Raw genomic sequence first — 23,053 nt, forward strand, 5'->3', positions numbered from 1 at the left:
CGGCATACAACCTTCAGCTGCTCGCCCGGCAGGCCGCGGCGGCCTGATACGCGGCGTATCCCCGGTGGCCGGCGTCACCAGCCATCCGCCACGCCGATTTCGCCCAGGCCTTTTTCAACGGTCTCGTCCGGTTATGACACCAGCGACTTTCCCGATTGAGATGGTATTTTGGGATTATGGAAGTGGCTCGGTTAGCCGGTTCCACCTGAAACATCGGGAGCCACCTTGGGGTCGGGGTCCTGCGCCTTGCCGGTTGCGGGTGCCGCCTTCTGATGCGGCATGGCGGTGAGATAGGCGACGATTGCGTCGACGTCCTTCTCGGCCACCGGCGCCTTATACACCTCGCGCATCTTGGTGACGGTCGCCTTCCACTGAGCCGCCGATAGCGCAGGCTGGGTCAGCGCCATACTGGCCGAGTGGCATGAGGTGCAGTTGGCGTTGATGACGTCGGCGTGCGGACCATCGGGATAGCTCGCGTCGTCGACCGGCAGGTCGACGCTGGTCGAGGTAAGCGAGAAGCCGCGGGCCGACACGCTGACGGGGGGCGCCGGCTCGGACGTCTCGGAGATCGGGGCAGACGCCTTGCGGCTGCTCGGCGCACCTATCGAGATGAGGATGATACCGGTCAGGCCGATCAGGCCAGCGGCCATGATGCCGGGAGACGGGGTCTTCATGCTACTCGCTCCTCAGGCCGCAATGATGGTGGTGGTTTCGATGTTGCCGCGCATGAACCCGCCGGGGTTCCAGATCGGCTTCATCGGCTGGGCGACACCGTTGGCGTTCCAGCAGCGCACCATGATGGGGTTGGGACCGCGCCTAAGCGGCACGCGACCATCCCAGCGCCGGAAGCTATACTTGCCCTCGTCCGCTCCGAGCGTCGTCCTGTACCAAGTGCGGCCACCATCGGATGAGACATCGACCTTGGCGACGCCGCAGTCGCCGCCCATCGCGATCCCGCCAACCGGGATGGACGCTTCATAGGCGATCGCCTGGCCATCCGGCAGGCTGGTCATCCAGCTGCGCGGGATCATGCGATTGATCGGCACGGTCGGGAAGTCCTTGGCACCGGGCGCGACATTCGCGCCGGGTGTAGCCGGTATCTTGTAGGCCTTGGCCATCCAATACTGGTCGTCAGGGCCGGGCAGTACCTCGATCGCGTTCAGCATCTTGACCCAGTAGGTCGAATACCAGCCCGGGACGATCAGCCGGCAGGGAAAGCCGTTGAGGAGCGGCAGCTGCTCGCCGTTCATGCCGAAGGCGATCATCACTTCGCCGTCGCGGGCATGGTCGATGTCGAGCGCCTTCTCGAAGTCAGGGGCGCCCGTCACAACGGGCTGATCGAGCGCGCCGAAGCGCACCTGTACCGCGCCTGCCTTGACCCCCGCGAGGTCCAGCACGTCGCGCAGGCGCACGCCGAGCCATTTGGCATTGCCCATCGCGCCGTTGCCCCATTGCGCGCCGGCGACACGCGGCTGGAACAACCCACGGCTGTTGCCCGAGCACTGATTGACCGCTGCCATCTCGACGCGCGGCAGGCGCAGCAGTTGGGCAAGGCTGATCGACAGCGGTCTGTTGACGTGGCCGAAGACCTTGAGGCGAAAGCTCTCGACGTCGATCGAGGTCGGGATGTCGGCCCAGTGCCAGCGGACGAAGAACTGGTCGTTGGGCGTGAACACCGACTTGTCGAACACGTCCATCGGCGTCTCCAACAGCGGAGGATGGATGCGTTGGAGGATCATGCTGCCCTTGCCAGGAAAGGCGCTGGTCATCGGCCGCTCGGCATTGCCGCCAGGCAGCTTCAGGTCGACGAGCTGCTGCGCCAGCGCAGGTGCTGCGGCAAGGCCGGCGGTGCCGAGCGCCGTACGCCTGAGAAAGCGGCGACGGCTGGTTTCACTCGCCAGCGCGGCGTCAAAATTGTCCATGACAAGGCTCTCCTGTGGCCAGCCACGCTGGCGGATCGAAGGGGCGTTCTGCAAGTGATCGGACCGACTGATCCGATCATCAGGGTGGATCAGTTCGGGGTAGCGATGCAGGGCGAGACGAACAGGTTGCCGCGCCATGCTCCGGCGAGCGTCTTGGCACCGACCAGCAGCCACATCGCCGCGAGCGCGATCGTCAGCACCGTGCCGACGATACCGAAGAAGCCGAGGTTCAGCGTCGTACCGAGGCGGAAGGTGGCGACGGTGTAGACGCCGAGCGGGAAGGTATAGCCCCACCAGCCAAGGTTGAATGGGACGCCGGCGCGCCAGTAGCGGATGGTGATGAGCGTCGCGAGCGCCAGCCACCACAGGCCGAAACCCCACAGGCAGAGCCCGGCGACGACGCCGATCCCTTGCGCGACGGTACCGACACCGACCAGCCCGTGCGCCGCGAGGATCGCCGGCGCATCCGCCCCAAGCACCAGCATACCCAGCGCCCCGGTGCCGATCGGCCCCAGCGCGAGCCAGGAGGATGCCGCCATGCTCTCGTGCGGGAGCTTGTGGAGCGCCATGCGCAGGATCAGAATAGCGAGGATGCCAAACGCGACCGGCACCGAATAGGCCCACAGCACATACGAGGTCGCGAGCGTCACGATCTGCGCGTGGGGATCGGTCAGATGCGGAGCGAGTAGCCCGCCGCTGGCACCCGCCACTTCCGCTGCGACGACCGGCAGCAGCCATACCGCGGTCATGCCGTCCAGGCTGTGCTCGTGGCGGGTAAACATCAGGTAGGGGATCAACACGCCGCAGGCGAGCGACATGGCGACGTCGATCCACCACAGGACGTGTGCGACCGGCACGATGCCGTTACCGAATCGCGCGATCCCGAAGGCGAGACATCCGTTGATGATCGTCGCCAGGCCCATCGGGATGGTCCCGATGAACATCGACACGGTGTTGTGGCCGAAGATGCGCCGTGCCTCATGCCCGAACATCGCCCAGCGCGCGCCATAGAGACCGGCGAACAGGATGAAGAGCGCGATGTTGAAGAACCACAACACCTCGCCAATCGGTTTGAGCGCGGGGCCGATGCCGGGCACCTGCGGCAGCGCGAGAGCGAGGATGCCGGTGCCCATGGTCGCGGCAAACCAGTTGGGTGTGAACTGGCGGATCATCTCGCGCGGGTGATCGAGCCTGCTTAGCGGCTTGAGGCCGGTCAGGGCCGAAGGTGCGTCGGCAGTCATGCGACCTGCTCCTTGATGAGGTCCGTCAGCGCGTCGGCCGCGCGGGTGCGATAGCGTTCCTTGTGGCGCAGCGCGTGGAAGGCGCGATCGGGTAACTCAAGCGCCAGCTCGACCAGATCGCCGGCCTTGAGCGCGCGTGCGACGACCAATCGCGACAACACAGCGACGCCGGCACCGGCCTCGACCGCGGTACGCACCGCCTCGTTGGACGGCAGCGTCATCGCTACCGTCAGCTGGGCCGGATCAAACCCGCGCGTTCGCAGCACGTCCTCGAAGGTCGAGCGCGTGCCCGAACCCTGCTCGCGGACGATCCAGCGTGCAGCGCGAAGCCAGTCCTCGTCGACACGCTCGGCGTCCCTGCGTCCGACCAGCACCATCGGATCGCGTCCGACTTCCCAATGCGCCAGCGCTGGTTCGTCCACTTCGCCTTCAACGAAACCGAGTTCCGCCGCTCCGCTAAGGACCTGCGCTGCCGCGCCTTCGGTGTTGTCGATCGCCAGCTCGACCGCGATCTGCGGGTGGCGCTCGTGGAAGGCGGCAAGCCTTGCGGGCAACCAGTAGCTTGCGATCGTCTGGCTGGCGACGATCCGCAACGAACCACGGGCAAGCCCGGCATAGTCCGCCAGCATCGTCTCGGCATGCGCTGCCCGCCCCAGCACCGCGCGCGCTTCCTCCAGAAAGCCGCGGCCCGCTTCGGTCAGCTGGATGCCACGCCCGACGCGGTGAAACAGAGGAACCCCGTAGCGCGCTTCGAGGGCCGCGACCGCGCCGGAGGCAGCGGACTGCGTGACGTTCAGCACCTCTGCTGCCTTGGTGACGTGTTCGCGCTCGGCGACACCGACGAAGATTCTGAGCTGCTCCAGGGTCATGCAGCTTGTATCGCGGAAACTGATCGATACGACCAACCGTTTGATCTGTTTGTTCCAATCTGGATATCGGAACGATTGGTAATCCTTCGTCTGCGATAGTCTTGAAGGCTTGAAGCGATCCGCGCGCTTGCGGCGTTGGTTCGTCCATGACTGATATGATCGAGCGCAAATCCGATCCCTACAACGCCGAGCCGACGCCCGGCGCGCTGATCGAGCGGTTCCTGACGCCGCAGGCGCTGTTCTACGTGCGCAGCCATGGTGCAGTGCCCGATCTGCCTGCCGATCACCGGATCGAAGTGAGCGGGACGGGCATGGCGAGCCGCTCCTTCTCGGTGGAGGAACTGAAAAGCGCGTTGGCCACGCGGACGGTGACGGCAGTTCTCCAGTGCGCCGGCAACCGGCGCACGGATCTCCAGCAGGTCGCTAGAACGTCCGGCGACCCCTGGGACGTGGGCGCGATCGGCAATGCGGAATGGACCGGCGTACGACTGTCCGACGTACTGGATGCCGTCGGTGCGCCGAATGCGTCCGACCTGTTCGTGGCGTTCACCGGCGCGGACGAGGTGGACGTCGAAGGCGAGGAAGCATTGTTCGGGGTCTCGATCGCCATGGACAAGGCGCGGCAACCCGACGTCCTTATTGCCTGGGCGATGAACGGCGAGCCGCTGACGCCCGAACACGGCGCACCGCTCCGCATGGTGGTGCCGGGCTATGCCGGGGTGCGGAGCGCCAAATGGCTGACACGGATCGAGGTGCGCGAGACGCCATCCGACGCACCGATCCAGGCGCACGACTACAAGCTCTTTCCTGCCGATGTGACGAGCGACACCGTCGACTGGAGCCAGGGTCTGACCATCAATGCCATGCCGCTCAACGCCGCGATCTGCGTGCCCGGCTCTGGCGAAAGCCTGCCGGCCGGGGAGGTGCGGATCGAGGGCTATGCCATCGCCTATGATCGCCGCGTCTCTCGGGTCGAAGTGTCGGTAAACGGTGGTCGCGACTGGCAACAGGCGACGTTCACCGATGATCCGGAGGCGCACTGGGGTTGGCGGCGCTGGACCCTCGACGCCACGCTCGCCAAGGGGCGCCAGCACCTTGTCGTGCGCGCCTTCGACGAGACTGGACAGGGTCAGCCCGAGCGGCCGGATACGGTGTGGAACTTCGCCGGCTATCTGTGCACCGCCTGGCATCATGTGCACGTGCTGGTCGAATGATCGAAGCATCAGCGGCATCGGACCTCGGCTTCTGGATCGATGCGATCGGGCGGCTGGTGGTGGCGACCGCGGCTGGGATGGTGCTCGGCTGGGAACGCTCGCGCGAGAACCGGCAGATCATGGGATTGCGAACGCTGGGTCTGGTCGGTCTGGCGAGCTGCATCGCCGTGCAGGCGATCGTGCACAGTGGCTTGCCGAACGTAAACGCCGATGCCGCAGGACGGGCGATGCAGGGCATTCTGTCCGGCGTCGGCTTCATCGGTGCCGGCGCGGTGCTGCGGGTCGGCCAGGGTCAGGAAGTGCATGGATTGGCGACCGCCGCGTGCATCTGGGTCACGGCCACGATCGGCGCGGCAGCAGGGTTGGCGGTGTGGCCGCTCATCATCGGCGGGTTGAGCCTTGCGATGCTCGTACTGTTCGCGGGCGCTCCGCTCGAACGTCGCATTCGCGAGCGGGCCAGGCTGACTCCGGCAGAGGCCGACCGGAAGGATGCCGAGCGCAAGCCGTGATCCCGCTGGTCCGCCCAGTGCCTGTCGGCGCTAAGAAGCGGCCAGGCGCTATCAGGAGACAAGCCCCGCATCGGCCTGGCGCCGGACCTCATCGGCGATCGGATGCAGCTCGGCAGCGGGTCGCTCGCCCACTACACTATAGCCGATCCCGTCGACAGCCCATGTGACCCGGCCCATGGTCCCGCTGGACGTGCTGGTCATGCTTGCGCTCTTGTCGATTTGCATAGGCCTCGTCAGCACCGCGAGCTTTGACGCTTGCGGTCCATCGTAGAGGAGAAGAACCGCAGGGCCGTGGGGCGTCGCGACCAATCGCCCCCCGCCATAGCGGTAACCGGCTGTGCTGAGGTCCGGGATGGTCACGCGCTCACCCAATCGGGCGGAGGTCCACCGGATCAGCATGGCGCGCTGGTCGGGGCCGATTTCCGCCGGTCGTATCCGGTCGGCGGCATAGACACGGAAATTGTCACTCGCCTCGTTGGCCAGCGCCGCGATGCCCGCGCGGGGTTCGCCGCTCCAACGCGCACTCGACCAGCCCCCGCCAAACCCGACCGCCAGCAGAAGCGACGCGGCGATGGCGAGTTGCCAACGCGGTTGGCGTTGCCGTCCCCTGATGGCTGCGACGCGCATCGTCGCCGGGATAGGTTCATCCGCGATTGGAGCGAAAAGCGATGCAAGGGCTCGCGCCTGCTCCGCCTGCTCCCGCAAACGGGCATGCACGTCCGGCTGGCCTTCAAGGTAAGCGTCGACCAGACGCTGCCGCTCGGGCGACAGCCTGCCATCGATCCACGCGGCCAGATCGTCCTCTCCGATCGGGCTGGTCATCGAATACTCCTTAATCGTGGCCGTTCACCCTCCCGGAGGAGCGTCGCCAGACGGTCGCGCCCCCGCGATATGCGCGACATCACCGTTCCCAGCGGCACACCGACGACGGCAGCGACTTCCCCATATGACAGACCTTCGACGGAAATGAGGAGCAGCACCGTCCGCTGCTCCTCGGGCAACGCATCAAGTGCGCGCAACAGGTCTCGGTGGTGCAGGCCTGCGTCCTGATCGGCCGGGCGACCGAGCGCAACGTCGTCCACGAGGTGGAGCGGAACCGCCGTACCTCGCCGGACATGCTGCCGCTTATGATCGACCAACAGATTATGCAGGATTGCATAGACCCAGGGGCGAACCTCCGTCCCGCGTCGTTGCCGCCAGCGCCCGACCGCGCGCTCGAGGCAATCCTGCACCAGGTCATCCGCCATCGCCTGATCGCGCAACCACGACCGGGCATAACGGCGCAGACCGGGGACCAGGGGCTCGATCGCGGCGGCAAGCGGGTCCATCTCAGTCGCGCTGCACCTGCACGATGCGGCCCGGTGCGCCATTCACTACCTCGGCGACCGCCAGAAAGCGCCGGGGGGCCGCTGCACTGCCCTGAACGATCTGCCGGATCGGACCCGATGCGTTGACAATCGCCGCACCTGCCGGATTGCTCATGAAGTTCGCAAGCGGCTCTACCGCACCGCTGCCGTCCGCGTTGGCGGTGAGCACGAGCATGTAAGGCTTCTTGGGCTGCAAACCGGTAACGGCACTCTGCACGACCTGAATGATGCCCTGGTCGAAGAGGGTAATGCTGCTTGCCGCACCATTGCCGCCAACCGGCCCCATGTTCAGATGCACCGCCTTGCCTGCCGTACCGAGCGGTTGGAGATTGTCGGTGCCGGGGCCTGTCGGAACAGCGTTCGGCACATAGGCGATCGCCTGCGGTGCCTGTCCGACCGGCACGGTGGCAACGACCTTGTTGCCGGCGGTGTCGATCGCGGCAAGTTCATCGGCATTCTCCAGCCCGACATAGATGCGCCGGCCGTCGCCCGATGGCCAGACGCCGTGCGGCATCTTGCCGACCGGGATGGTGGCGACAAGCGCGAAGTCGGACGTGCGGAACACCTTCACCGCGTTTTCCCCGCCCACCGTGACATAGGCGAACTGTCCCTTGACCGTGCGGGCGAAGTTGACGTGATTGGTGATCGGTCCGGTATCCAGCACCTTGAGGATCGCGAAAGGCGGCTTGGCATCGAATGCGACCGTCTTGCCGATGTCCTTCAGCGTGAACCAAACCTGCTTGCCGTCCGGCGTCGCGGCGATGTTGGGACAGAACGGACTCGGCTGCGCCACCTGTCCGACCTGCGCGTGGGTCGAGACATCGAACACGGCCAGCACCGGATTGAATGAGGAACAGACATAGCCGTATCGGCCATCGGGAGAGAAGATCGTCATGCCCGGACCACCGGGCGTCTTGATGCGACCGGTCTCCTTGTACGTCGTGGGGTCGAGCACGGCGATGTAATCCTCGCCGCGTACCGTGACCCACACCTCCTTGCCGTCCGGCGTGAAGAACGCCTCATGCGGACTGCGCCCGACATAGGTCGTGTGCTTGACGGTGTTGGTGGCGGTGTCGATCCACGACACGGCGTTGGATCCGATCGACACGACCGCCAGTGTTTTCCCGTCCGGCGAGAAGCCGAGGCCGTGAACCAGCACCTGCCCCTTGTAGAGCGGGGAAAAATTCATCGGCTGCGGATCGCCGAGCTTGATGACGCCGAGCAACCTGTTGTCGGCCGGGTCCGTTACCGACACCGTGTTGGAGAATTGTTCGGATGCATAGACGCGGTCGCGGTGGCTGACAGGCACGTCCTTGGCGTTCCACGGCGCCTGCTGAGCCATGGCAATGCCCGGTGCGGCGCTCATCAGCAAGGCGGCCGAGAGCAGGAAGGTCCGGATCATGTCAGTGCTCCATATGGCTGTGGTGGTCGCCGCCCTGCGTCGGGGCTGGCGTCGAAGGGGGTAGCGGCTGACCGATCGCCAACTTCATGGCGGCGATCTCCTGCTGCTGATCGATGATGATCTCCTGCGCGATGCGCTTGAGCTGCTCGTTATGGCCGTAGCGCAGCTCTGCCACCGCCATATCAATGGCGCCCTGGTGATGCGGAAGCATCATCGCGACGAAATCGCGGTCGACGTCGCCGGACGGCTTGACCATCATGCCCGCCATCATCCGGTCCATCGCGGCAGATACCATGCTGGCGTAGCCATCGGCGGGGGCGGCCGCGACTGCGCCGGTGAGCATGGCCGAAGCAGTCAGACCCAGCATCCAATTTCGTCTACGCATAAGCCTCCTGCGGATCAGTCTCGAAAGGGTAGACGACGCCCGTCGGGGTTTATTCCATGGGTGAGCCAATTATTGATCCTCAGCAAAACAATCGTCTCATCGTGACCCTGCCGTTGGTTGACCAGGTCGCCGTCGGACAGCATATGCTCGGGCACGGCGATGGATTTCCGCCGGGCCATTCGGCCGAACCGCCCTCGCAAGGGCCGATGATTCCTACCAGGCGCCGTAAGGCAGCAAGGAGGAATCGTGCGCGCGACATTTCGCAATCTCTACGACCAGTTCAACATGGCAGCGTTCATTCGCGATCGCCGCACCCATGCCATGTCGGTGCTGCGGTGGGCTTTGATCCTGGTCCCGATGGCCGCAACGGTGGGAACGCTCTGCGCAGCCTTCCTGTGGAGCCTCGATGCCGTAACCCGGATTCGCTTCGCCTTTCCCTGGCTGCTCTACCTGCTGCCGATCGGCGGGTTCGTGGTCGGACTGCTCTACCATCTGACAGGGCGCTCGGTCGAAGGTGGCAACAATCTTATCGTCGAGCAGATCCACGAACCGGGGGGCGGCGTGCCGCTGCGCATGGCCCCGCTCATTTTCTTCGGCACGGTCGTGACACATCTGTTTGGTGGATCGGCGGGGCGCGAAGGCACCGCCGTGCAATTGGGCGGCAGTCTTTCCGGCGGGTTCGGGCGCGCCCTCAAGCTGGATACGCAAGCAACGCGCATCCTGCTGATGACCGGGATCGCGGCAGGGTTCGGCGCAGTGTTCGGGACGCCGATCGCGGGAGCGGTCTTCGCGCTGGAGGTGCTGGCGATTGGCCGGGTCGAGTATCGCGCGCTGGTGCCGTGCCTGGTCGCGGCACTGGTCGGCGACTGGACCTGTCTTGCCTGGGGCATTCACCACGGCATCTACCATGTCGATGCGACAGTGCCGGTCGACGCTCTAATCGTCATCAAGGTTGGCGTCGCGGGCGTCGTATTCGGGTTAGTCGGACTAGCTTTTGCAGAGGCCAATCATGCGCTGGGCGGATGGCTGAAGCGCATGGTGCCTTATGGCCCACTACGACCCGTCATCGGTGGCGTGGCCGTGATCGCACTGGTCTGGCTGTTCGGCACGCGGGACTATCTCGGTCTGGGCACGCTAGCGGCGACGCCGGATGGCCTGACCATCGCCAGCTTCTTCGGCTCCAATACGGACCCGTGGAGCTGGGCGCTGAAGCTGCTCTTCACCGTCGTCACCCTTAGTACCGGCTTCAAGGGCGGGGAGGTGACACCGCTGTTCTTCATCGGCGCGGCGCTCGGCAATGCACTCGCGCCTATGTTCGGGGTGTCGACAGGGTTATTCGCGGCGATCGGCTTCGTTGCGCTGTTCGCGGGTGCGGCCAACACGCCGCTTGCCTGCACGTTCATGGGGATCGAATTGTTCGGGGCGGCCTATGCTGTGCCGATCGCGGTCGCATGCTTCGTCGCCTACCTTTGCTCGGGTCATAACGGCATTTATCTGTCGCAGCGCGTCGCAGTCCCCAAGGTGCCTGCTGCGCGCCTCACACCCGATGCGACCCTGCGTGATGCCCGCACGCACCGTGCTTCCCGCCGTCGCTCGCGCGTCTGATCCTGCTTCCTATCGAAAGGCCCATTATGCCTGATCGTTTCACCGTCCAGCACCGCGAGGTTGGAATGCTGCGCATCTATTTGAAGCCGTCTGACAAGGTCGGCCCACGTCGCTTCTGGGGTGCGAAACCTTTTTATCGCGAGCTGATCCGCACCGCGAAGGCGGACGGCATCATCAACGCCGTCGCGCAGAACATGCATTACGGCTTCAGCAATCGCGGCCCAATCCGGGAAAATGGATCGGAGATTGCCGATCCGCATCTGACTATCTGCGTCGAGCTGGTCGGCGAACGTGACCAGCTCAACATTTTCTGTCGCCGGCATGGCGATCTGCTCGGCAACAAGGTGATAGTTTACAAACAATTGGAGCATTGGACGATCACGCGCGAAACTGAGCGAACCAGAGCCTGATCGGCGTTCCCATAATGGAACTTCCAGAAGGACCGTCACGACAGGATTGGTCTGCCCGATGCGCGGGTCGATACGCTTTTCCCGAAACCTGTTCCCGATTGAGTTTTCCCGAAATGACCCGCTGTACATGGAGAAGCGGGACTGCTCCAGACGCTCAACGGTCGGTTCGCCATGCCGCGCTGCTGTGCCAGAAACGCTAACCGGGGCGCTGACAGGCGTCACAACCGACCGAGACTGTTGAAAAACTCGGCAAGCAGGCAGTGCGACGACCTCGCGCGTAATATGACTGCGTTGAGGTGACCAATTCTAACAAGAAGTTGCAAAGATAGGCATGATACGAGAAGAATATTGCCCTGACCGACGCCTCTTCCGAGCCGAAGCAACTTTTTCAACAGCCTAGAACGGCTATGACACCGCTCAAAGACAGCTTTCAACCATCCCGAAATCTGCCTGTCGCCTAACCACCGATCCGTGTCGTTCGCTGTTCGTTCGGGCCTGGCGTACGCAAAGCGCACTTTCGTGCAGTGACCCCATGTGAACGAAGGGCGAGTTCTAGACCCACGACGGAGACCGCTATCCTTTCTCTGAATCCCGTTACTGCCCTTCCGCGCTGATGCTTTCTTGCTCCGGCGCTGGAAGGTGGCGGTAGAGTGTTGGAACTGAGACCCCGATCGCGGGGGCGATCTCACGCATCGGCATCCCGGACGCCAAGAGTTTGCGAGCAGCCGCGAGCCGGTTGGGCGTCATCACCGTCTTCCGGCCGCCCACCCTCCCCTCGCGCCGCGCCACCGCCAGGGCGGCTGTCGTGCGTTCGCGGTTAAGGTCGCGCTCCATTTCAGCCATGGCAGCCATAATGTGGAAGACGAGCTTGCCGGCAGTGCCGGCCGTGTCGATGCCGTCGGTCAGCGATCGGAACCCGATGCCGCGCTCCGCCAGATCAGCGGCCAGGTCGACCAACCCCTTCATCGTTCGGCCCAAGCGGTCGAGCTTCCACACGACCAACACGTCGCCGGGTCGGGCATGGGAGAGCGCGTCTGCCAAGCCGACGCGGTTCGCCTTCGCGCCGCTCGCCTTGTCGCTGAAGGTCCGTTTGCAACCTGCCTCGCGCAAAGCATGGAGCTGCGGTGTCAGATCTTGTTCGGCTGTCGAGACCCGGGCGTAGCCGATCAGCATAAAGCGTTCTCAAAACTCATCTCTTGTGCCTATCACGGGTCCCAGCAATCGAGAATGTGTTTTGATACGCCCGTGACCGCTGCTAGACGTTCTCACATGATGGCGCGTCAAAATCGATCGTTTGTGAACGGCAGAGATGAAACGCCTGCGCGCCCTGACGAAGAAAGCGGAACCTCGAGCGCGCCGCTAAATGCTGATACCATGCTCGACCCGGCACCGGGCGACGATCGTCCGGCTAGTCTCGATGCGATCATCAATGGGGCACTCACCGTGCTTGATCGCGTTGAACCGCAGGAGCTCTACCTTCCCGATCTCGCGCCTGACGATCAGGAGCGCGTTGATCACTTCCTGCGTCGTGGACGCGCCGAGGCGACGCTGCAATCCTATCGATCGGACTGGGACCTGTTCCTCGCCTGGTGCTCGGAGCGACGTTACCGTCCGCTGCCGGCGGCTCCGGCAACGGTCGCGGCGTTCCTGACCGAACTGGCTACCACAGGTTTTACTCCCGCGGCTGACCAGTTCACGAAGACGGGCAAGCTGCGTGTACGGCGCGAACCGAAGCCGCTGACGCGCGCAACGATTGACCGCCGACTTGCCGCGATTGTGTTCGCGCATCGGATGGGCAAGGTCGAGCCGCCCACGTCGCAGCCGGGCGCTGGTGATCTAGGACTTGTTGTCGGCGGAATTCGACGCACCAAAAAAGACGACGAAGTCGGTAAGAAGCGCGCGGCTGACGGCGACATTCTGCGTGACATGCTTCGCAGCATCACCGGCGACGATCTGCGGGCGCACCGCGACCGTGCCCTTCTCGCGATTGGAATGGGCGGCGCGTTTCGCCGCTCCGAACTGGTGGCGATCACGGTGGCGAGAGTGACGCGGGATCCAGAGGGGCTCACCATCAACGTGAAGTCGTCAAAGACGGACCAGTTTGGCGCTGGCCAAGGTGTCGCCGTGCTCGACGGACCCCGGCTGGAGCCGGTACGCCATTATAACGCCTGGATCGAGAAGGCCGGGATCACCGCAGGGCCGGTGTTTCGCAAGCTCACGCCGCAGGGCCGCCTCACCGAGCAGGCGATGAGCACCAAGGGCGTGGCGCTGGTGGTGAAGGCTGCCGCGGCCGCATCCGGCTATCCGCCCGAACTGTTCGCGGGCCATTCGTTGCGCGCGGGATTCCTCACCGAAGCCGGACGCCAGAACGCCAATCTGTTCAAGATGCGGCAGCACAGCCGCCATGCTTCGATCGATATGGTGGCCGAGTATGTCCGGGATACCGAGCGCTACCGCGATCACGCTGGGAAGGGGTTCATGTAGCAGAGATCGTTCGCCCAGCTGCGCTCGCACGCTCCTTTCAGACATAGGGTAACTGAAAGCACGAGGCGCTGCCACTCAGGCGGAAAAGGATGATCGAGGCTCAGACCGACACGTGCTATCAGTTACCGTATCCCGTTGCCCCACTCAGTGTGACCCCGAACGACGCATAGGGAAACTGAAAGCACGAGGATTTCCAGGACACGGTAACAGATAGCACGAGCCACGAGACGCGACTCTCGAAGCAACTGCCGTTTACCTTGTGAAAGTCGCAAGCCTCGGGTGTCCCAGGCGCGACCTCGTCGCCGAGCGACGGCGAGAAACCAGAACAAGGGAATGCCGTGCAGAAAAGAAAAACCCGGCACTAGGCCGGGCTTTTCGGAACCTCGGAGAGGCCGTGTGACAACGATCCCCTAATCGAGCTCCGAACACGCAGCAAGAAGAAAGCGCTCTGAGCGCCACGGACTTCTGCGTCCGCACGGGAATCCAAAGGGGATTTTCCGAATGAGCACCTATGTCTATGCTCCAGGCGCCGGTCACCGGCGGATAGATGAGCGCACCGCCGCCACCAACCAGCTTGCTCAGGCTTTCAATGGTCTTCCCGAGGACGTCAGCCACCGCCAAGTCCTCACCATGTTCAAGCGCGCGGCGCCCTATCTTGGTATCCCCCCTCGCCTCGTCCATGCCATCGATACGCTCATGAGCTGGTCCCGGCCGATCGACTGGTCCGATGGACAGCATCCAATTGTCTTCCCCTCTAACGAAAAGCTGACCCAGAAGCTCGGCATCGGAGTCCGGCAGCTGCAGAAGATGCTGACCAGTGCAGCCCGCTACGGCCTACTGACGCACCGTGACAGTGCGAACGGCAACCGGATCGGCGCCCGTGGCAAAGACGGCCGCCTGATCTACGCCTACGGGATCGATCTCAGCCCGCTTGGAGCCCGGTACCTGGAGTTTGTCGAGACTGCGAACGAAGGAAGCGCCGCCGATTTGCGGATCGAGGTCCTGCGTAAACGGCTGACGGCCGCTCGTCGTCGGATCCGCAGCTTGGCCCAATTGGTGGAGGATGAGGCGATCGAGGGGATCGATGCATGGACTGCGGTCGAGATCGCGCAGCTCGCAACTCGGCAGATGCGTCAGGTTCGCGATGAAACCCTCCTTTCTGCCTGCGTTGAGCAGATGGAGAGTCGCGCTGATGAGCTTGGTAAGAGCGTCACGGCAGCATTTGAGATGTCGAAACCTTCTCAGATTTACGAAAAAGATTCGCCCTCGGGCGTCCTCGACGACGCCCTCACTACAACTACAAAACAACCCCATACTGCTAAAGCAGAATACAGTAGTGGCTATCCGAAAAGAAGTAGCAGGGCCGGGTACGACGTCCGTGACGAACAACCGCAAACGGAGGTCGAGGCAGACCTGGCCAAGCACGGCGTCGATCCCGAGTTCATCGCGTCTGTGGTGCCCGAGTTTATCTTGACCAACACGCAACGGCCAACATGGGGCGCGCTGATCGGTACCGCCGAGCGGCTCGTCGACCAGACGGCAATTCACCGTAATGTCTGGCACGAAGCATGTCGGCTTATGGGGCAAAAGGGCGCGGCAGCTTCCGTGTTGGCAACGGCCCATAAGCACCTTCGTGGAGACGTTGAGCGTCCGGGCGCTTACCTCCGTGGCATGAACAAGCACGCTGCGTCGGGTCTTTTGAACCTTGGTCGGACGTTCCATGGCCTGAAGGACAATGCGCGGACCGAGGCCATGCGTTCACTCTCCACCGGTTCAGAGCCACGTTCGATTGGTCAGCTTGCGTCCGCTGCGCTCAAACTGGCCCGTACCGGCAGGTCGGCGCAGCTCCTGTGAGGGAGGATAGGGTAACTGAAAGCACGAGCCCCCTGCCCTGCTCACACGTTTTGCGATGGTAAACGCCCATTTGCTCACGCCAACAGGCGCGAATCCTCGTGCTTTCAGTTACCCTATGTCGGGACCGGGGTGATCCAGCGCTCGATGATGCTATGCTCAGGCGGGTTTTCGGAATGGAGCGATGATGGCTAGATCCCCCGCCCTACCGCGGCAAATTTCGCTGTTCGACATGGACAGCCCTCTCCATGGCAAGGTCCGTGGTGAGCGGAGCATCATGGATTTTCCTTTCTTCGTCTTATCGAAGAATGCCCACCTTGAGCCGATCGAGTACCGGCATGATCAGGTCACGATCCAAATCCGCCCGAGTGCGACCGGTGTCGCGACGATGTGGGACAAGGAAATCCTGCTCTACGTCGCCTCGCTGGTGGCGCAGGCGATCGCCGATGGGCAGGTCGCCGATGAGGACGTCACGTTTGCGGCGCATGACTTCTTTCGTATTACGGGCGTGGAGCGTCCGTCGATCCGGGATTATCGGCGGTTCGCCGAGGCATTAGAGCGTCTCCAGGGTACGCAGATCAAAACGAACATCGAGACCGGGTCGAAGATCGATCGGGGCTGGTTCTCTTGGCTTTCTGAAGCTCAAGTCGAATACGAGAAGATGGCCAACGGGGACGAACTGCTCCGGTACGTCCGTGTTCGCCCGTGCAATTGGCTGTACCGTGCGATCAAGCGAGATCAGCGTATCTACCATTATCATCACGACTACTTTCGACTCGGCGCCATTGAGCGACGGATGTACGAAATCGCTCACTGTTATTGTGAGAACGGGCCAATCGAGATTACGCTGGAGGATCTGCACCGGAAAATCGGCTCGATGGGACCGATGAAACGGCTGAAACAACTCGTGAAGACCATCGAGGGCGAGAACCGACTCCCAGAGTATGACGTCGATCTGGTTGAGACGGTAACCGGAGAACATACCGACTCGATCGGACGTCGGCGAAAGTCGGTGACCACCAGCGTAAGGATGCGACCGAAGCAGAAGTCTGTTGCAACTCCAATGCACGCTGCAGCTTAGCCCTACCCTGCCCTCTTCGCTGCTGTGGCGACTAACTTCCAAAGCGCTCCGTTAAGGCATCGGAAGTCTCTTCGTTGTAAGGCGCCTTTATGCCGCAAGCTACCCTCGACGCTTGGATCTCACTCTACGCCGCAGTCGGACTGCTCGTCGCGATGTGCGCGATCATCGCGGTGATCAAGACAATCCACGACTATCGCTCGGGAACCAGTATCCTGGCCACGACCACGGTGATGGACAAGGTTCTCGCGGCTCCGCGCGTTTGGGTTCGTTGGCAGCTCAACTACCTGCTCGGCGCGCCGGCGATACTCGCGATCGCCATGCTTTACGCCAATCACCTCGGGTTCGCGACGCTCGTCGACGTGTAGTTGAAGAGCTGGGCGCCGCGGAAGGTCGGCACACTGGTCGATAGTGACGCCGTCTGAATCGTGGCCGTCCTGAACGCGCTCGCGCTCCAGCCCCGCGTGATCGCTGAAACGTAGCCGATCGTCTCGCGAAACGGCGGGATACGCCCATTCAGACGAACCCGACCCGGTCCTGCGTTATAGGCCGCGAGCGCCAAGTCCACCCTCTTGAATTCGTCCAAATGCTCGCGAAGGTAGCGGGCTCCTCCCCTCAGGTTCTGCAGCGGATCGCGCGAGTTGAATACGCCCAGGTAAGCCGCGGTGCCCGGCATCAGCTGCGTAAGGCCCACCGCACCCTTCGGCGAGACGATCTGCGGATTGTACTGGCTCTCCTGCGCAACGAGCGCATCGAACAGCCCGACGGGAACCCCTGCCTCGCAGGCGACGGCCGAGATCAGCGGGTAATAGCGTGCGCGCCGCTGCTCGAGGTACATGGGCAGGTCCCCCCGGGGACGGTACGGTGAAATCGAACACGCGGCCGGGCTGTAGAGATACGGTGCCACCGCAGCCGCAGCCGCGAGACCCGATGTCGTCACTTTTCCGGTCCTCATCCAAAAGGGCACCGGGATGGACGACCGCTCGACCGGAGCCATTGCGATCGCCGGCGCGAACGACGGAGGCGGCGCCATGCCCGCGAAGTCCTGAGCAAGCATTTCCGCCGAGAGCGCCGTCGCCTCGTTGGGAAGAGCAGCCGGGATCTCGATACCAACGGGCTTCTTGCCCACCTCGATTACGAAACCGTCACCGACGTTTCTGAACGGCACCAGCTCGACCTGCTGAGCGGCAGCGCTGGTGATCGCCGCTGCGCCGGCAGCGACGCCGATCAGTAAGTTCGCAACAAGGGTCAGCCTGTTCGCCATGGCGGCAAGGGACCACACCCCTTCAGGCCTGACAACGTGGAATATTTTTACACCATTGCAGTGCAGAGCGCATTACACAGCGCGGCGCAAATCAATGTGTAGTGCGATTGTGCTTGCAAGGTGTAGCTCGCTTCGCCAATCACATGCAAAGACGCATGCAACGCGCATTGCACTGTAATGCTGGTTAGCAGTACAAAGGGACCGTCATGGCTGTCATTCTCGTGGGATCCATCAAAGGCGGGGTCGGCAAGTCCACCACCGCGCTCGCGCTAGCCTCGGAAATCAGGTCCGCGGGGCAGACGGTCTACGTCATCGACACGGATCCCCAGCTCTCCCTCTATCGCTGGTACGAGGACTGGAAGCTGAAGGATGGGATCGTGGTCGAAGACGGCCACAAGATGACGCAGAAGCAGCTGGAGACAGCCGTTTACGATGCATCGCAAGAATACCCCTTCGTGATCCTCGACGTGAAAGGGGCGATCAACGAGCAGGTGATGTACGCCACCCTGCAGGCGAACATGCTCATCATCCCTCAGCGTGCGTCGGCCGCGGACCTCGAGCGATCGATCGAGTTCCTTGACCGGCTCGAGTTCATCGAGCGTGCTCGGCAGAGGCCCCTCCCCCACCGCATCCTGTTCACCCAGCGCACGACCGCGATCACCTCGCGAGCCGAGCGCGAGATCATGGAGCAGACGCGCCAGGCGGCGCCGGTCTTCTCATCAGAGTTGTTCCTGGGCGACGCCTATCGCGCGATGTTTCTCTACCGAATGACGTTGGAGGAACTGGACGCTCATAACCTCGCGCGGACCGAGCGCGCCCGCCAGAATGTCCAAAGCCTCCTTCGGGAGATCGTTGCAATCATCACATCCGAGGTCAAAGCATGAGCGAAGCACCAGAACCCAAGAAGTTCGGCCGCGCCGCTCGTGAGCCCGCTGCTAGCGGTCTCGATCTTTCAGCAATGCGCCCTACTCCCGCCCCTCGCCCCAGCGCTGCCCCGATGGAGTTGCCCGACGAATATCAATCAGCGCCGACGGCGCGACGCCGTAGGGTGCGCGAGACGAAGAGCAAGTCCCTGACCATGAGGATTACCCCAACCACCTACACCCGCTTCAACGAATATTGCGACCGCGAGCAGCTCTCCTACCCTGACGCGCTTGATCGTCTTCTGGCGCTGGCTGAAGGCGCCAAGGACTAGGAGGGAAGGGGGTGAGGTGCATCATGAGAAAGGATGCACCATGACCCTAGTCGCCCTCAAACCCACGCAGCAGGTGGTCAATATCGTAGGTGCCCTGTGCGGCACGTGGCGCGGCTACCTCGCGATGTGCCGCTGCCCGGCCCACCAGGACAAGACCCCGAGCCTCTCGGTCCGGCAGGGCCATGAAGGGATCCTCGTTCACTGCTTCGCAGGCTGCGACGCGGACGACGTGCTGAGAGAGATCTCCCGGCTGAGGCCCGGCCAGCGTTACGAGCCGCCTAAGGCGGCACCGCTCGGCCGACAGCCGAATGTCGAGCGGCTTTGGAGCGAGGCCGTCCCGGTCGCCAGCACGCCTGCGGAGGTGTACTTGAGGCAGCGCGGGATCCGCGACGGGTTCGACGACCTCCGGTTTCACCCCCGATGCCCTTGGGGACCGAAGCCTACCACCCGGTTCCTCCCCGCGCTGATAGTCGCCGCCAGAGAAGGTCGAGCCCTACGCGCCGTTCAGCGGGTCTTCCTCGACCTCGAACACGGAGGCTATCTCGAGAAGGTGATGCTGGGGACCCCGGCTGGCGCGAGCTGGCAGGGCATGCGCGTGACGGACACGCTGGCGCTTGCCGAGGGTTTCGAGACGGCAGCTATGTTCACCCAGCATAACGGCATCCCGTGCTGGGCGACGCTCGGCGCCGCGAGGCTCGACCGCGTCCACATCCCGGACTCAGTCAGGACGTTGATCTTCGCCGAAGACAACGATCCCGAGGGAAGACGCGCCCGTCGGAAAGCGTGGGCAGCTTACCGTCCGCGTGGCTTGGATCTCCGGCGAATGCCGCCTCCGAGGCAATTCGGCGACTGGGCCGACGTCAGAACCGGAGCATAGAGGGAAGGGGGACTGGTCTGGTGAGCTGCGTCGTGCAGCCACAGAGCCAGGAGATCCCCATGAACGACCTGTTCGACGCCGCACGCGATCGTGCGTCATGTTGCACCGCTGCGGCGATGCGGCTCGTTCCCAGCCTTGAGGGCCAGGACAAGATCACGCGCGCCTTGCTCAACGAGGCGATGACGACCGCCTTCGGCGGTTCCGACGCCGACGGCCGCTGGACCCAGCGCGAGAGCTTCGAGGTACTTGAGCTTGCACTTGCATTTGCAATGCGAACTCGCAGTACAGATCGCTTGCACGTTGCGCATGATGATGTGCTGCAAGCTGCAGTGCTGCTCGATCGGCTTCCAACGCAGACCGTGAGAAGCGAGGAGCAGATCGAGTGGCAACAGTTCTCGACACCCCTCGACCTAGCTGCTGTTGCCCTGATCCTGGCGGCTCCCATGCCCTCCGACATCGTCCTCGAGCCGAGCGCCGGCAACGGCTTGCTGGTGGCCCAGCTTCCCACGGTCACGGCCCTCCAGCTCAACGAGATCGACCCTGCCCGGCGCGCCCGGCTGCAGGCGGTCTTTCCAGAAGCGCCAATCTCGGCTCATGACGGCGCAACGATCGGCAGCGCGATGGCAGCGTCGACCCGCCCGACACTGATCATCATGAATCCGCCATTCTCGCGCTCGATCGGGCACGGCACGGACTCGTTTGCCGCGGTTCGACACCTCCAGGCAGCGATCCGGCGCGTCCGCCCGAACGGCCGCGTGGTGGCGATCATGCCCGACTGGTTCACGAACTCCGCGCGCATGGGCCAAATCTGGACGACCACGCTGGAGCAGGTGACGGTCACGGTCACGTTGGTCCCGTTGAGGATTGCATCCGTGTTCGCCGAGAAGCCCCGACCGAACCCACCGGCTACGCCGGCGAGGAAGGCTTGCCCAACGAGACCGCCCTCGCGGCTCACCACGCGACCACGGACGCCTGTCTTGCCGGCGAAGGAGATGAACCCCTTCACATCGGACACCGCATACCGGCCGTTGGCTTGCGGGCAGGTCATGCGTTGCAGCTTGACGTAGACCTTCTCGCTGCTGAGATCGCCGCGAGCGGCGCCGTTGACGAGGCAGCCCTGGATGCGGGTCGTGAGCAGCTTTCCGTCACGGTATACGGACCGGGCGGGGCCGGTGATGCGAAGCACCACAGGAAGCGGATCAGACTGAGACTGCACACCGGCCGAGGCATCGACGCCGACGATTACCTTGGCCGTCGCGATCGAGTTCGGGGGCAGGTAGTTCGGGCTGTCGGTGTAACTCGTGGTCCCGCCCGAGATACGCGTGGCGGTGCCTGCCGGGCCACCTTCAAACGACACCAGCTTGATCTGGCGGGAGGACGCAACCGCCGCGGCTGCCGCCTCGCCCGGCGTCATCGGCGCGACAGGACCGCGAAAGTTTTGCGGACCCATCGGGCCATACATCGGCGCCGGAACGGGAGGAGCCGCGGGCGCGCTGCGCGCTTGCGAGAGCTGCTGGCGCAGCTGATCGTTCTCCTGCTGGTACGCGCCCATGACCCGCTGGCCGTCGGACGCCATCGACGTGTTCTGGCCTTGGAGCGCTGCGACCTGTTCCTGCAGAGCGTGCATCTGCGCGGCCTGGCCATCGACGGACTTCAGCTGGTTGTTCATCGACTGCATCTGCGCTTCGGAGGCGGCCTGCCACTCGCGCTGGCTCATGTTCTTGTTGACGATATCGTCGGTCGCGATCTTGGTTTCTCTGCCGTTCGCATCGGCAACCGTGGTCGGCTTGTCGTCGTCCATGATGTACCAGGAGCCGAGAACCAGAGCGACCGCCGCGGCCCCCGACATATACAGGAGCTGCTTTTTCCGGACCGCCTCGTTGCCGGCCATCATGTCGGAGCCGTCGCCCTCCTCGGGCTCGGCGTCGAGCTGCTTCGGCTTGCGTTTGAACATGTCTGCAAGGCTCATGGCCGGGCTCCGTTCGCGAGGCCGGCAGGCGTGACGATGTAGGCCGTCGTCGCCTCTCCCGGCTTGAGTTGAGGATTGGCGACGCTGACCGCGATCGCGTTCGACGGGGCGATGGTGCCCTCACCGAGCGCCACGGGCCGGCGGCCCTTGTTCTCGATCTTCAGCACCCGGCCGGCGAGCGCGGCGCCGCGGTACTCGGAGATCATCTGCACCTTGAGCGTCCCGACCATAACCGGATCCGTCTGGCTCGGCAGGATGTCGAACCCATCGAGGGACGCCGATTGGTACATCGCCTGAACGAGCGAGGCGGACGCCTCCTGCGGGGACGCGGCTTGGGCTACCTGCGGGGCGTTGTCCCCGACGATGTCCTTGTTCTCGACGAACACCTGCTGGGCGTCGTCTCCTCCCAACCGGCAGGCGAACTTGTAGACATAGCCCTTCGCGGTCGTGCCGAAAAACGACACGCGCTGGCGCGAGAAACCCTCGGGAACCGAGAGATAGATATCACCGCGTGTAGGCTCGTTGCACCCCGAAAGACATGGAACATGCCCCAGCCGGTCGGGATGGTAGCATCGACCTCAAGAGCAACGCGGTCGAGCGCCGCCCGAAGATCTTCGCCCTGCGGCCCACCTTCGCCGGGCGCGATCAGGTAAGAGAAATGGAAGTGTCGCTCACCGACACCATGCACTGGTTCGCCGTAACGCGCGAGATCGGCGCGGTAGCGGGCCTTCGCGCCGGTGTGGAACAACTCCAGCCGTTCGGCATCTTGCCTCTCGGGAGCCGCCCCGCGAAGGGCGACGTCCATCGCAGCGAGCAGCGAAGTTCGCTCATGAAGCGCGCACCGCCGGATGATCGGCGCCCACTCGGCGGAATTTCGAACTGCCTCGCTCGCCGGTCCGGGTTTGCGGACGTAATAGGTCCCGGCCGTGATCCCTTGCGGCCGCCCCTTCTCGTCGTGCGGACCGTCGACCTTAGTGCAGATCGGCGCTGACCCATGGCCCGGCACGATCACGACATTGTGGTCGTGACCAGCGCTCGAAGTCACCACACGGACGTCACACTGGAACGGTGGATCCAGAAAAGACTTCACGATCGCGGCAATGTCATCGCGAGTAAGCGCAGGCCCGCCCGGTGCCGGGCGCATGTCGTCGGTGAAGCCAGTGACGATGTAGCCACCACCGTGATTGGCTAGTGCGGCGATGTGCCGGGCGAGCTTTGCCTTGCCGATCCGATCGGTCGGCGCAATGACCTTATACTCCACTCCGAGCCGCTCGTTCGGCAAATCAACCAACTCGGTCAAATCCTGGGCAATGGCCATCGCACCGATCTTTCGCTGGAGAGAAGAATGGCTCGGCAGGTATCTGAGCCCCGCGTCAGTGGCAGCAACAGTCGCATGAGCGGTTGAATGTGG

Annotated in this window: 25 protein-coding genes and 1 riboswitch; of the genes, 12 read left to right on the forward strand and 13 right to left on the reverse strand. The window is 63.7% G+C overall.

The genetic code is table 11. The features are described from left to right. Positions 1 to 191: 191 nt before the first annotated feature. The 4 genes from LRA89_RS18335 to LRA89_RS18350 all read right to left on the reverse strand — a co-directional run bounded on the left by LRA89_RS18335 (position 192) and on the right by LRA89_RS18350 (position 4,032). A complete protein-coding gene (locus LRA89_RS18335; RefSeq protein WP_037529331.1) occupies positions 192 to 674 on the reverse strand; it encodes a c-type cytochrome in 483 nt (160 codons plus the stop codon). Between the two features lie 12 nt (positions 675 to 686). Next, the gene (locus tag LRA89_RS18340; protein ID WP_055982114.1) at positions 687 to 1,922 is read right to left on the reverse strand and encodes a molybdopterin-dependent oxidoreductase; all 1,236 of its coding nucleotides are present in this window, start codon (positions 1,920 to 1,922) and stop codon (positions 687 to 689) included. 89 nt (positions 1,923 to 2,011) lie between these two features. Beyond that, positions 2,012 to 3,163 (reverse strand): TDT family transporter, encoded by a 1,152-nt coding sequence (locus tag LRA89_RS18345; RefSeq protein WP_055982116.1) that lies wholly within the window; start codon positions 3,161 to 3,163, stop codon positions 2,012 to 2,014. After that, positions 3,160 to 4,032 carry a LysR family transcriptional regulator gene (locus LRA89_RS18350; RefSeq protein ID WP_055982119.1) on the reverse strand — a complete coding sequence of 291 codons (873 nt, stop codon included), beginning with the start codon at positions 4,030 to 4,032 and terminating at the stop codon, positions 3,160 to 3,162. The genes LRA89_RS18345 and LRA89_RS18350 overlap by 4 nt, the downstream gene beginning before the upstream one ends. A 155-nt stretch (positions 4,033 to 4,187) precedes the next feature. On the opposite strand from LRA89_RS18350, the gene LRA89_RS18355 reads away from it, so the two are divergent. Together LRA89_RS18355 and LRA89_RS18360 are read left to right on the forward strand one after the other, a co-directional pair. Then, positions 4,188 to 5,246: a sulfite oxidase gene (locus tag LRA89_RS18355; protein WP_230772427.1), complete on the forward strand. Its 1,059-nt coding sequence runs from the start codon at positions 4,188 to 4,190 to the stop codon at positions 5,244 to 5,246. Continuing rightward, positions 5,243 to 5,755 (forward strand): MgtC/SapB family protein, encoded by a 513-nt coding sequence (locus tag LRA89_RS18360; RefSeq protein WP_052149081.1) that lies wholly within the window; start codon positions 5,243 to 5,245, stop codon positions 5,753 to 5,755. The genes LRA89_RS18355 and LRA89_RS18360 overlap by 4 nt, the downstream gene beginning before the upstream one ends. A 51-nt stretch (positions 5,756 to 5,806) precedes the next feature. Here the strand turns inward: LRA89_RS18360 and LRA89_RS18365 are convergent, their stop codons facing one another. From LRA89_RS18365 to LRA89_RS18380, 4 genes are read right to left on the reverse strand one after another with little or no spacing between them, the layout of a single operon-like run. After that, the gene (locus tag LRA89_RS18365; RefSeq protein WP_037529333.1) at positions 5,807 to 6,577 is read right to left on the reverse strand and encodes an anti-sigma factor family protein; all 771 of its coding nucleotides are present in this window, start codon (positions 6,575 to 6,577) and stop codon (positions 5,807 to 5,809) included. Further along, the gene (locus LRA89_RS18370; protein ID WP_055982122.1) at positions 6,574 to 7,083 is read right to left on the reverse strand and encodes an RNA polymerase sigma factor; all 510 of its coding nucleotides are present in this window, start codon (positions 7,081 to 7,083) and stop codon (positions 6,574 to 6,576) included. The genes LRA89_RS18365 and LRA89_RS18370 overlap by 4 nt, the downstream gene beginning before the upstream one ends. Position 7,084: 1 nt before the next feature. Then, a complete protein-coding gene (locus LRA89_RS18375; protein WP_230772477.1) occupies positions 7,085 to 8,488 on the reverse strand; it encodes a YncE family protein in 1,404 nt (467 codons plus the stop codon). Positions 8,489 to 8,525: 37 nt separating this feature from the next. Beyond that, positions 8,526 to 8,891 carry a DUF305 domain-containing protein gene (locus tag LRA89_RS18380; RefSeq protein ID WP_229668351.1) on the reverse strand — a complete coding sequence of 122 codons (366 nt, stop codon included), beginning with the start codon at positions 8,889 to 8,891 and terminating at the stop codon, positions 8,526 to 8,528. Positions 8,892 to 9,055: 164 nt separating this feature from the next. After that, positions 9,056 to 9,132: riboswitch (Fluoride riboswitch) on the forward strand. Positions 9,133 to 9,155: 23 nt separating this feature from the next. Between LRA89_RS18380 and LRA89_RS18385 the strand changes: the two genes are divergently transcribed. Together LRA89_RS18385 and LRA89_RS18390 are read left to right on the forward strand one after the other, a co-directional pair. Next, positions 9,156 to 10,514 carry a voltage-gated chloride channel family protein gene (locus LRA89_RS18385; RefSeq protein WP_055982128.1) on the forward strand — a complete coding sequence of 453 codons (1,359 nt, stop codon included), beginning with the start codon at positions 9,156 to 9,158 and terminating at the stop codon, positions 10,512 to 10,514. A gap of 26 nt (positions 10,515 to 10,540) precedes the next feature. After that, positions 10,541 to 10,924: a DUF190 domain-containing protein gene (locus tag LRA89_RS18390; RefSeq protein WP_055982130.1), complete on the forward strand. Its 384-nt coding sequence runs from the start codon at positions 10,541 to 10,543 to the stop codon at positions 10,922 to 10,924. A gap of 594 nt (positions 10,925 to 11,518) precedes the next feature. On the opposite strand, the gene LRA89_RS18395 is transcribed toward LRA89_RS18390, so the two are convergent. Continuing rightward, positions 11,519 to 12,097, reverse strand: a complete 579-nt coding sequence (locus tag LRA89_RS18395; protein WP_230772428.1) for a recombinase family protein — start codon at positions 12,095 to 12,097, stop codon at positions 11,519 to 11,521. A gap of 96 nt (positions 12,098 to 12,193) precedes the next feature. Here LRA89_RS18395 and LRA89_RS18400 point away from each other — a divergent pair, with 96 nt between their 5' ends. The 4 genes from LRA89_RS18400 to LRA89_RS18415 all read left to right on the forward strand — a co-directional run bounded on the left by LRA89_RS18400 (position 12,194) and on the right by LRA89_RS18415 (position 16,705). Then, positions 12,194 to 13,408, forward strand: coding sequence for a tyrosine-type recombinase/integrase (locus LRA89_RS18400; protein WP_230772430.1), 1,215 nt, complete (start codon positions 12,194 to 12,196; stop codon positions 13,406 to 13,408). A gap of 501 nt (positions 13,409 to 13,909) precedes the next feature. Beyond that, entirely contained in the window at positions 13,910 to 15,262 is a 1,353-nt protein-coding gene (repC, locus tag LRA89_RS18405) for a plasmid replication protein RepC (RefSeq protein ID WP_230772431.1), read from the forward strand. 184 nt (positions 15,263 to 15,446) lie between these two features. Next, complete coding sequence (locus LRA89_RS18410) at positions 15,447 to 16,340, forward strand: replication initiator protein A (protein WP_230772432.1); 894 nt, start codon at positions 15,447 to 15,449, stop codon at positions 16,338 to 16,340. 89 nt (positions 16,341 to 16,429) lie between these two features. Further along, positions 16,430 to 16,705 (forward strand): hypothetical protein, encoded by a 276-nt coding sequence (locus LRA89_RS18415; protein ID WP_230772433.1) that lies wholly within the window; start codon positions 16,430 to 16,432, stop codon positions 16,703 to 16,705. Here LRA89_RS18415 and LRA89_RS20580 read toward each other — a convergent pair. Further along, positions 16,672 to 17,601, reverse strand: coding sequence for a lytic transglycosylase domain-containing protein (locus tag LRA89_RS20580; RefSeq protein ID WP_329958529.1), 930 nt, complete (start codon positions 17,599 to 17,601; stop codon positions 16,672 to 16,674). The genes LRA89_RS18415 and LRA89_RS20580 overlap by 34 nt on opposite strands. 206 nt (positions 17,602 to 17,807) lie before the next feature. Here LRA89_RS20580 and LRA89_RS18425 point away from each other — a divergent pair, with 206 nt between their 5' ends. From LRA89_RS18425 to LRA89_RS18435, 3 genes are all read left to right on the forward strand, one after another. Beyond that, entirely contained in the window at positions 17,808 to 18,485 is a 678-nt protein-coding gene (locus LRA89_RS18425; protein ID WP_230772434.1) for a ParA family protein, read from the forward strand. A 113-nt stretch (positions 18,486 to 18,598) separates the two neighbouring features. Beyond that, complete coding sequence (locus LRA89_RS18430) at positions 18,599 to 18,796, forward strand: hypothetical protein (RefSeq protein ID WP_230772435.1); 198 nt, start codon at positions 18,599 to 18,601, stop codon at positions 18,794 to 18,796. A 40-nt stretch (positions 18,797 to 18,836) separates the two neighbouring features. Then, the gene (locus tag LRA89_RS18435; RefSeq protein ID WP_230772437.1) at positions 18,837 to 19,673 is read left to right on the forward strand and encodes a DUF7146 domain-containing protein; all 837 of its coding nucleotides are present in this window, start codon (positions 18,837 to 18,839) and stop codon (positions 19,671 to 19,673) included. A 95-nt stretch (positions 19,674 to 19,768) separates the two neighbouring features. Here LRA89_RS18435 and LRA89_RS18440 read toward each other — a convergent pair whose 3' ends face one another. The 3 genes from LRA89_RS18440 to LRA89_RS18450 all read right to left on the reverse strand — a co-directional run bounded on the left by LRA89_RS18440 (position 19,769) and on the right by LRA89_RS18450 (position 22,028). Continuing rightward, positions 19,769 to 20,062, reverse strand: coding sequence for a hypothetical protein (locus LRA89_RS18440; RefSeq protein ID WP_230772438.1), 294 nt, complete (start codon positions 20,060 to 20,062; stop codon positions 19,769 to 19,771). A 203-nt stretch (positions 20,063 to 20,265) separates the two neighbouring features. Next, entirely contained in the window at positions 20,266 to 21,642 is a 1,377-nt protein-coding gene (locus LRA89_RS18445; RefSeq protein WP_230772439.1) for a TrbI/VirB10 family protein, read from the reverse strand. Further along, on the reverse strand, positions 21,639 to 22,028 hold the full coding sequence (locus LRA89_RS18450; RefSeq protein WP_443025018.1) for a hypothetical protein: 390 nt from the start codon (positions 22,026 to 22,028) through the stop codon (positions 21,639 to 21,641). Before LRA89_RS18450 ends, LRA89_RS18445 begins: the two co-directional genes overlap by 4 nt. Before the next feature lie 152 nt (positions 22,029 to 22,180). Between LRA89_RS18450 and LRA89_RS18455 the strand changes: the two genes are divergently transcribed. Continuing rightward, a complete protein-coding gene (locus tag LRA89_RS18455; RefSeq protein WP_230772441.1) occupies positions 22,181 to 22,633 on the forward strand; it encodes a hypothetical protein in 453 nt (150 codons plus the stop codon). Positions 22,634 to 23,053: the final 420 nt, after the last annotated feature.

This window comes from Sphingomonas sp. Leaf4 (genome assembly GCF_920939515.1).
GTDB lineage: Bacteria > Pseudomonadota > Alphaproteobacteria > Sphingomonadales > Sphingomonadaceae > Sphingomonas.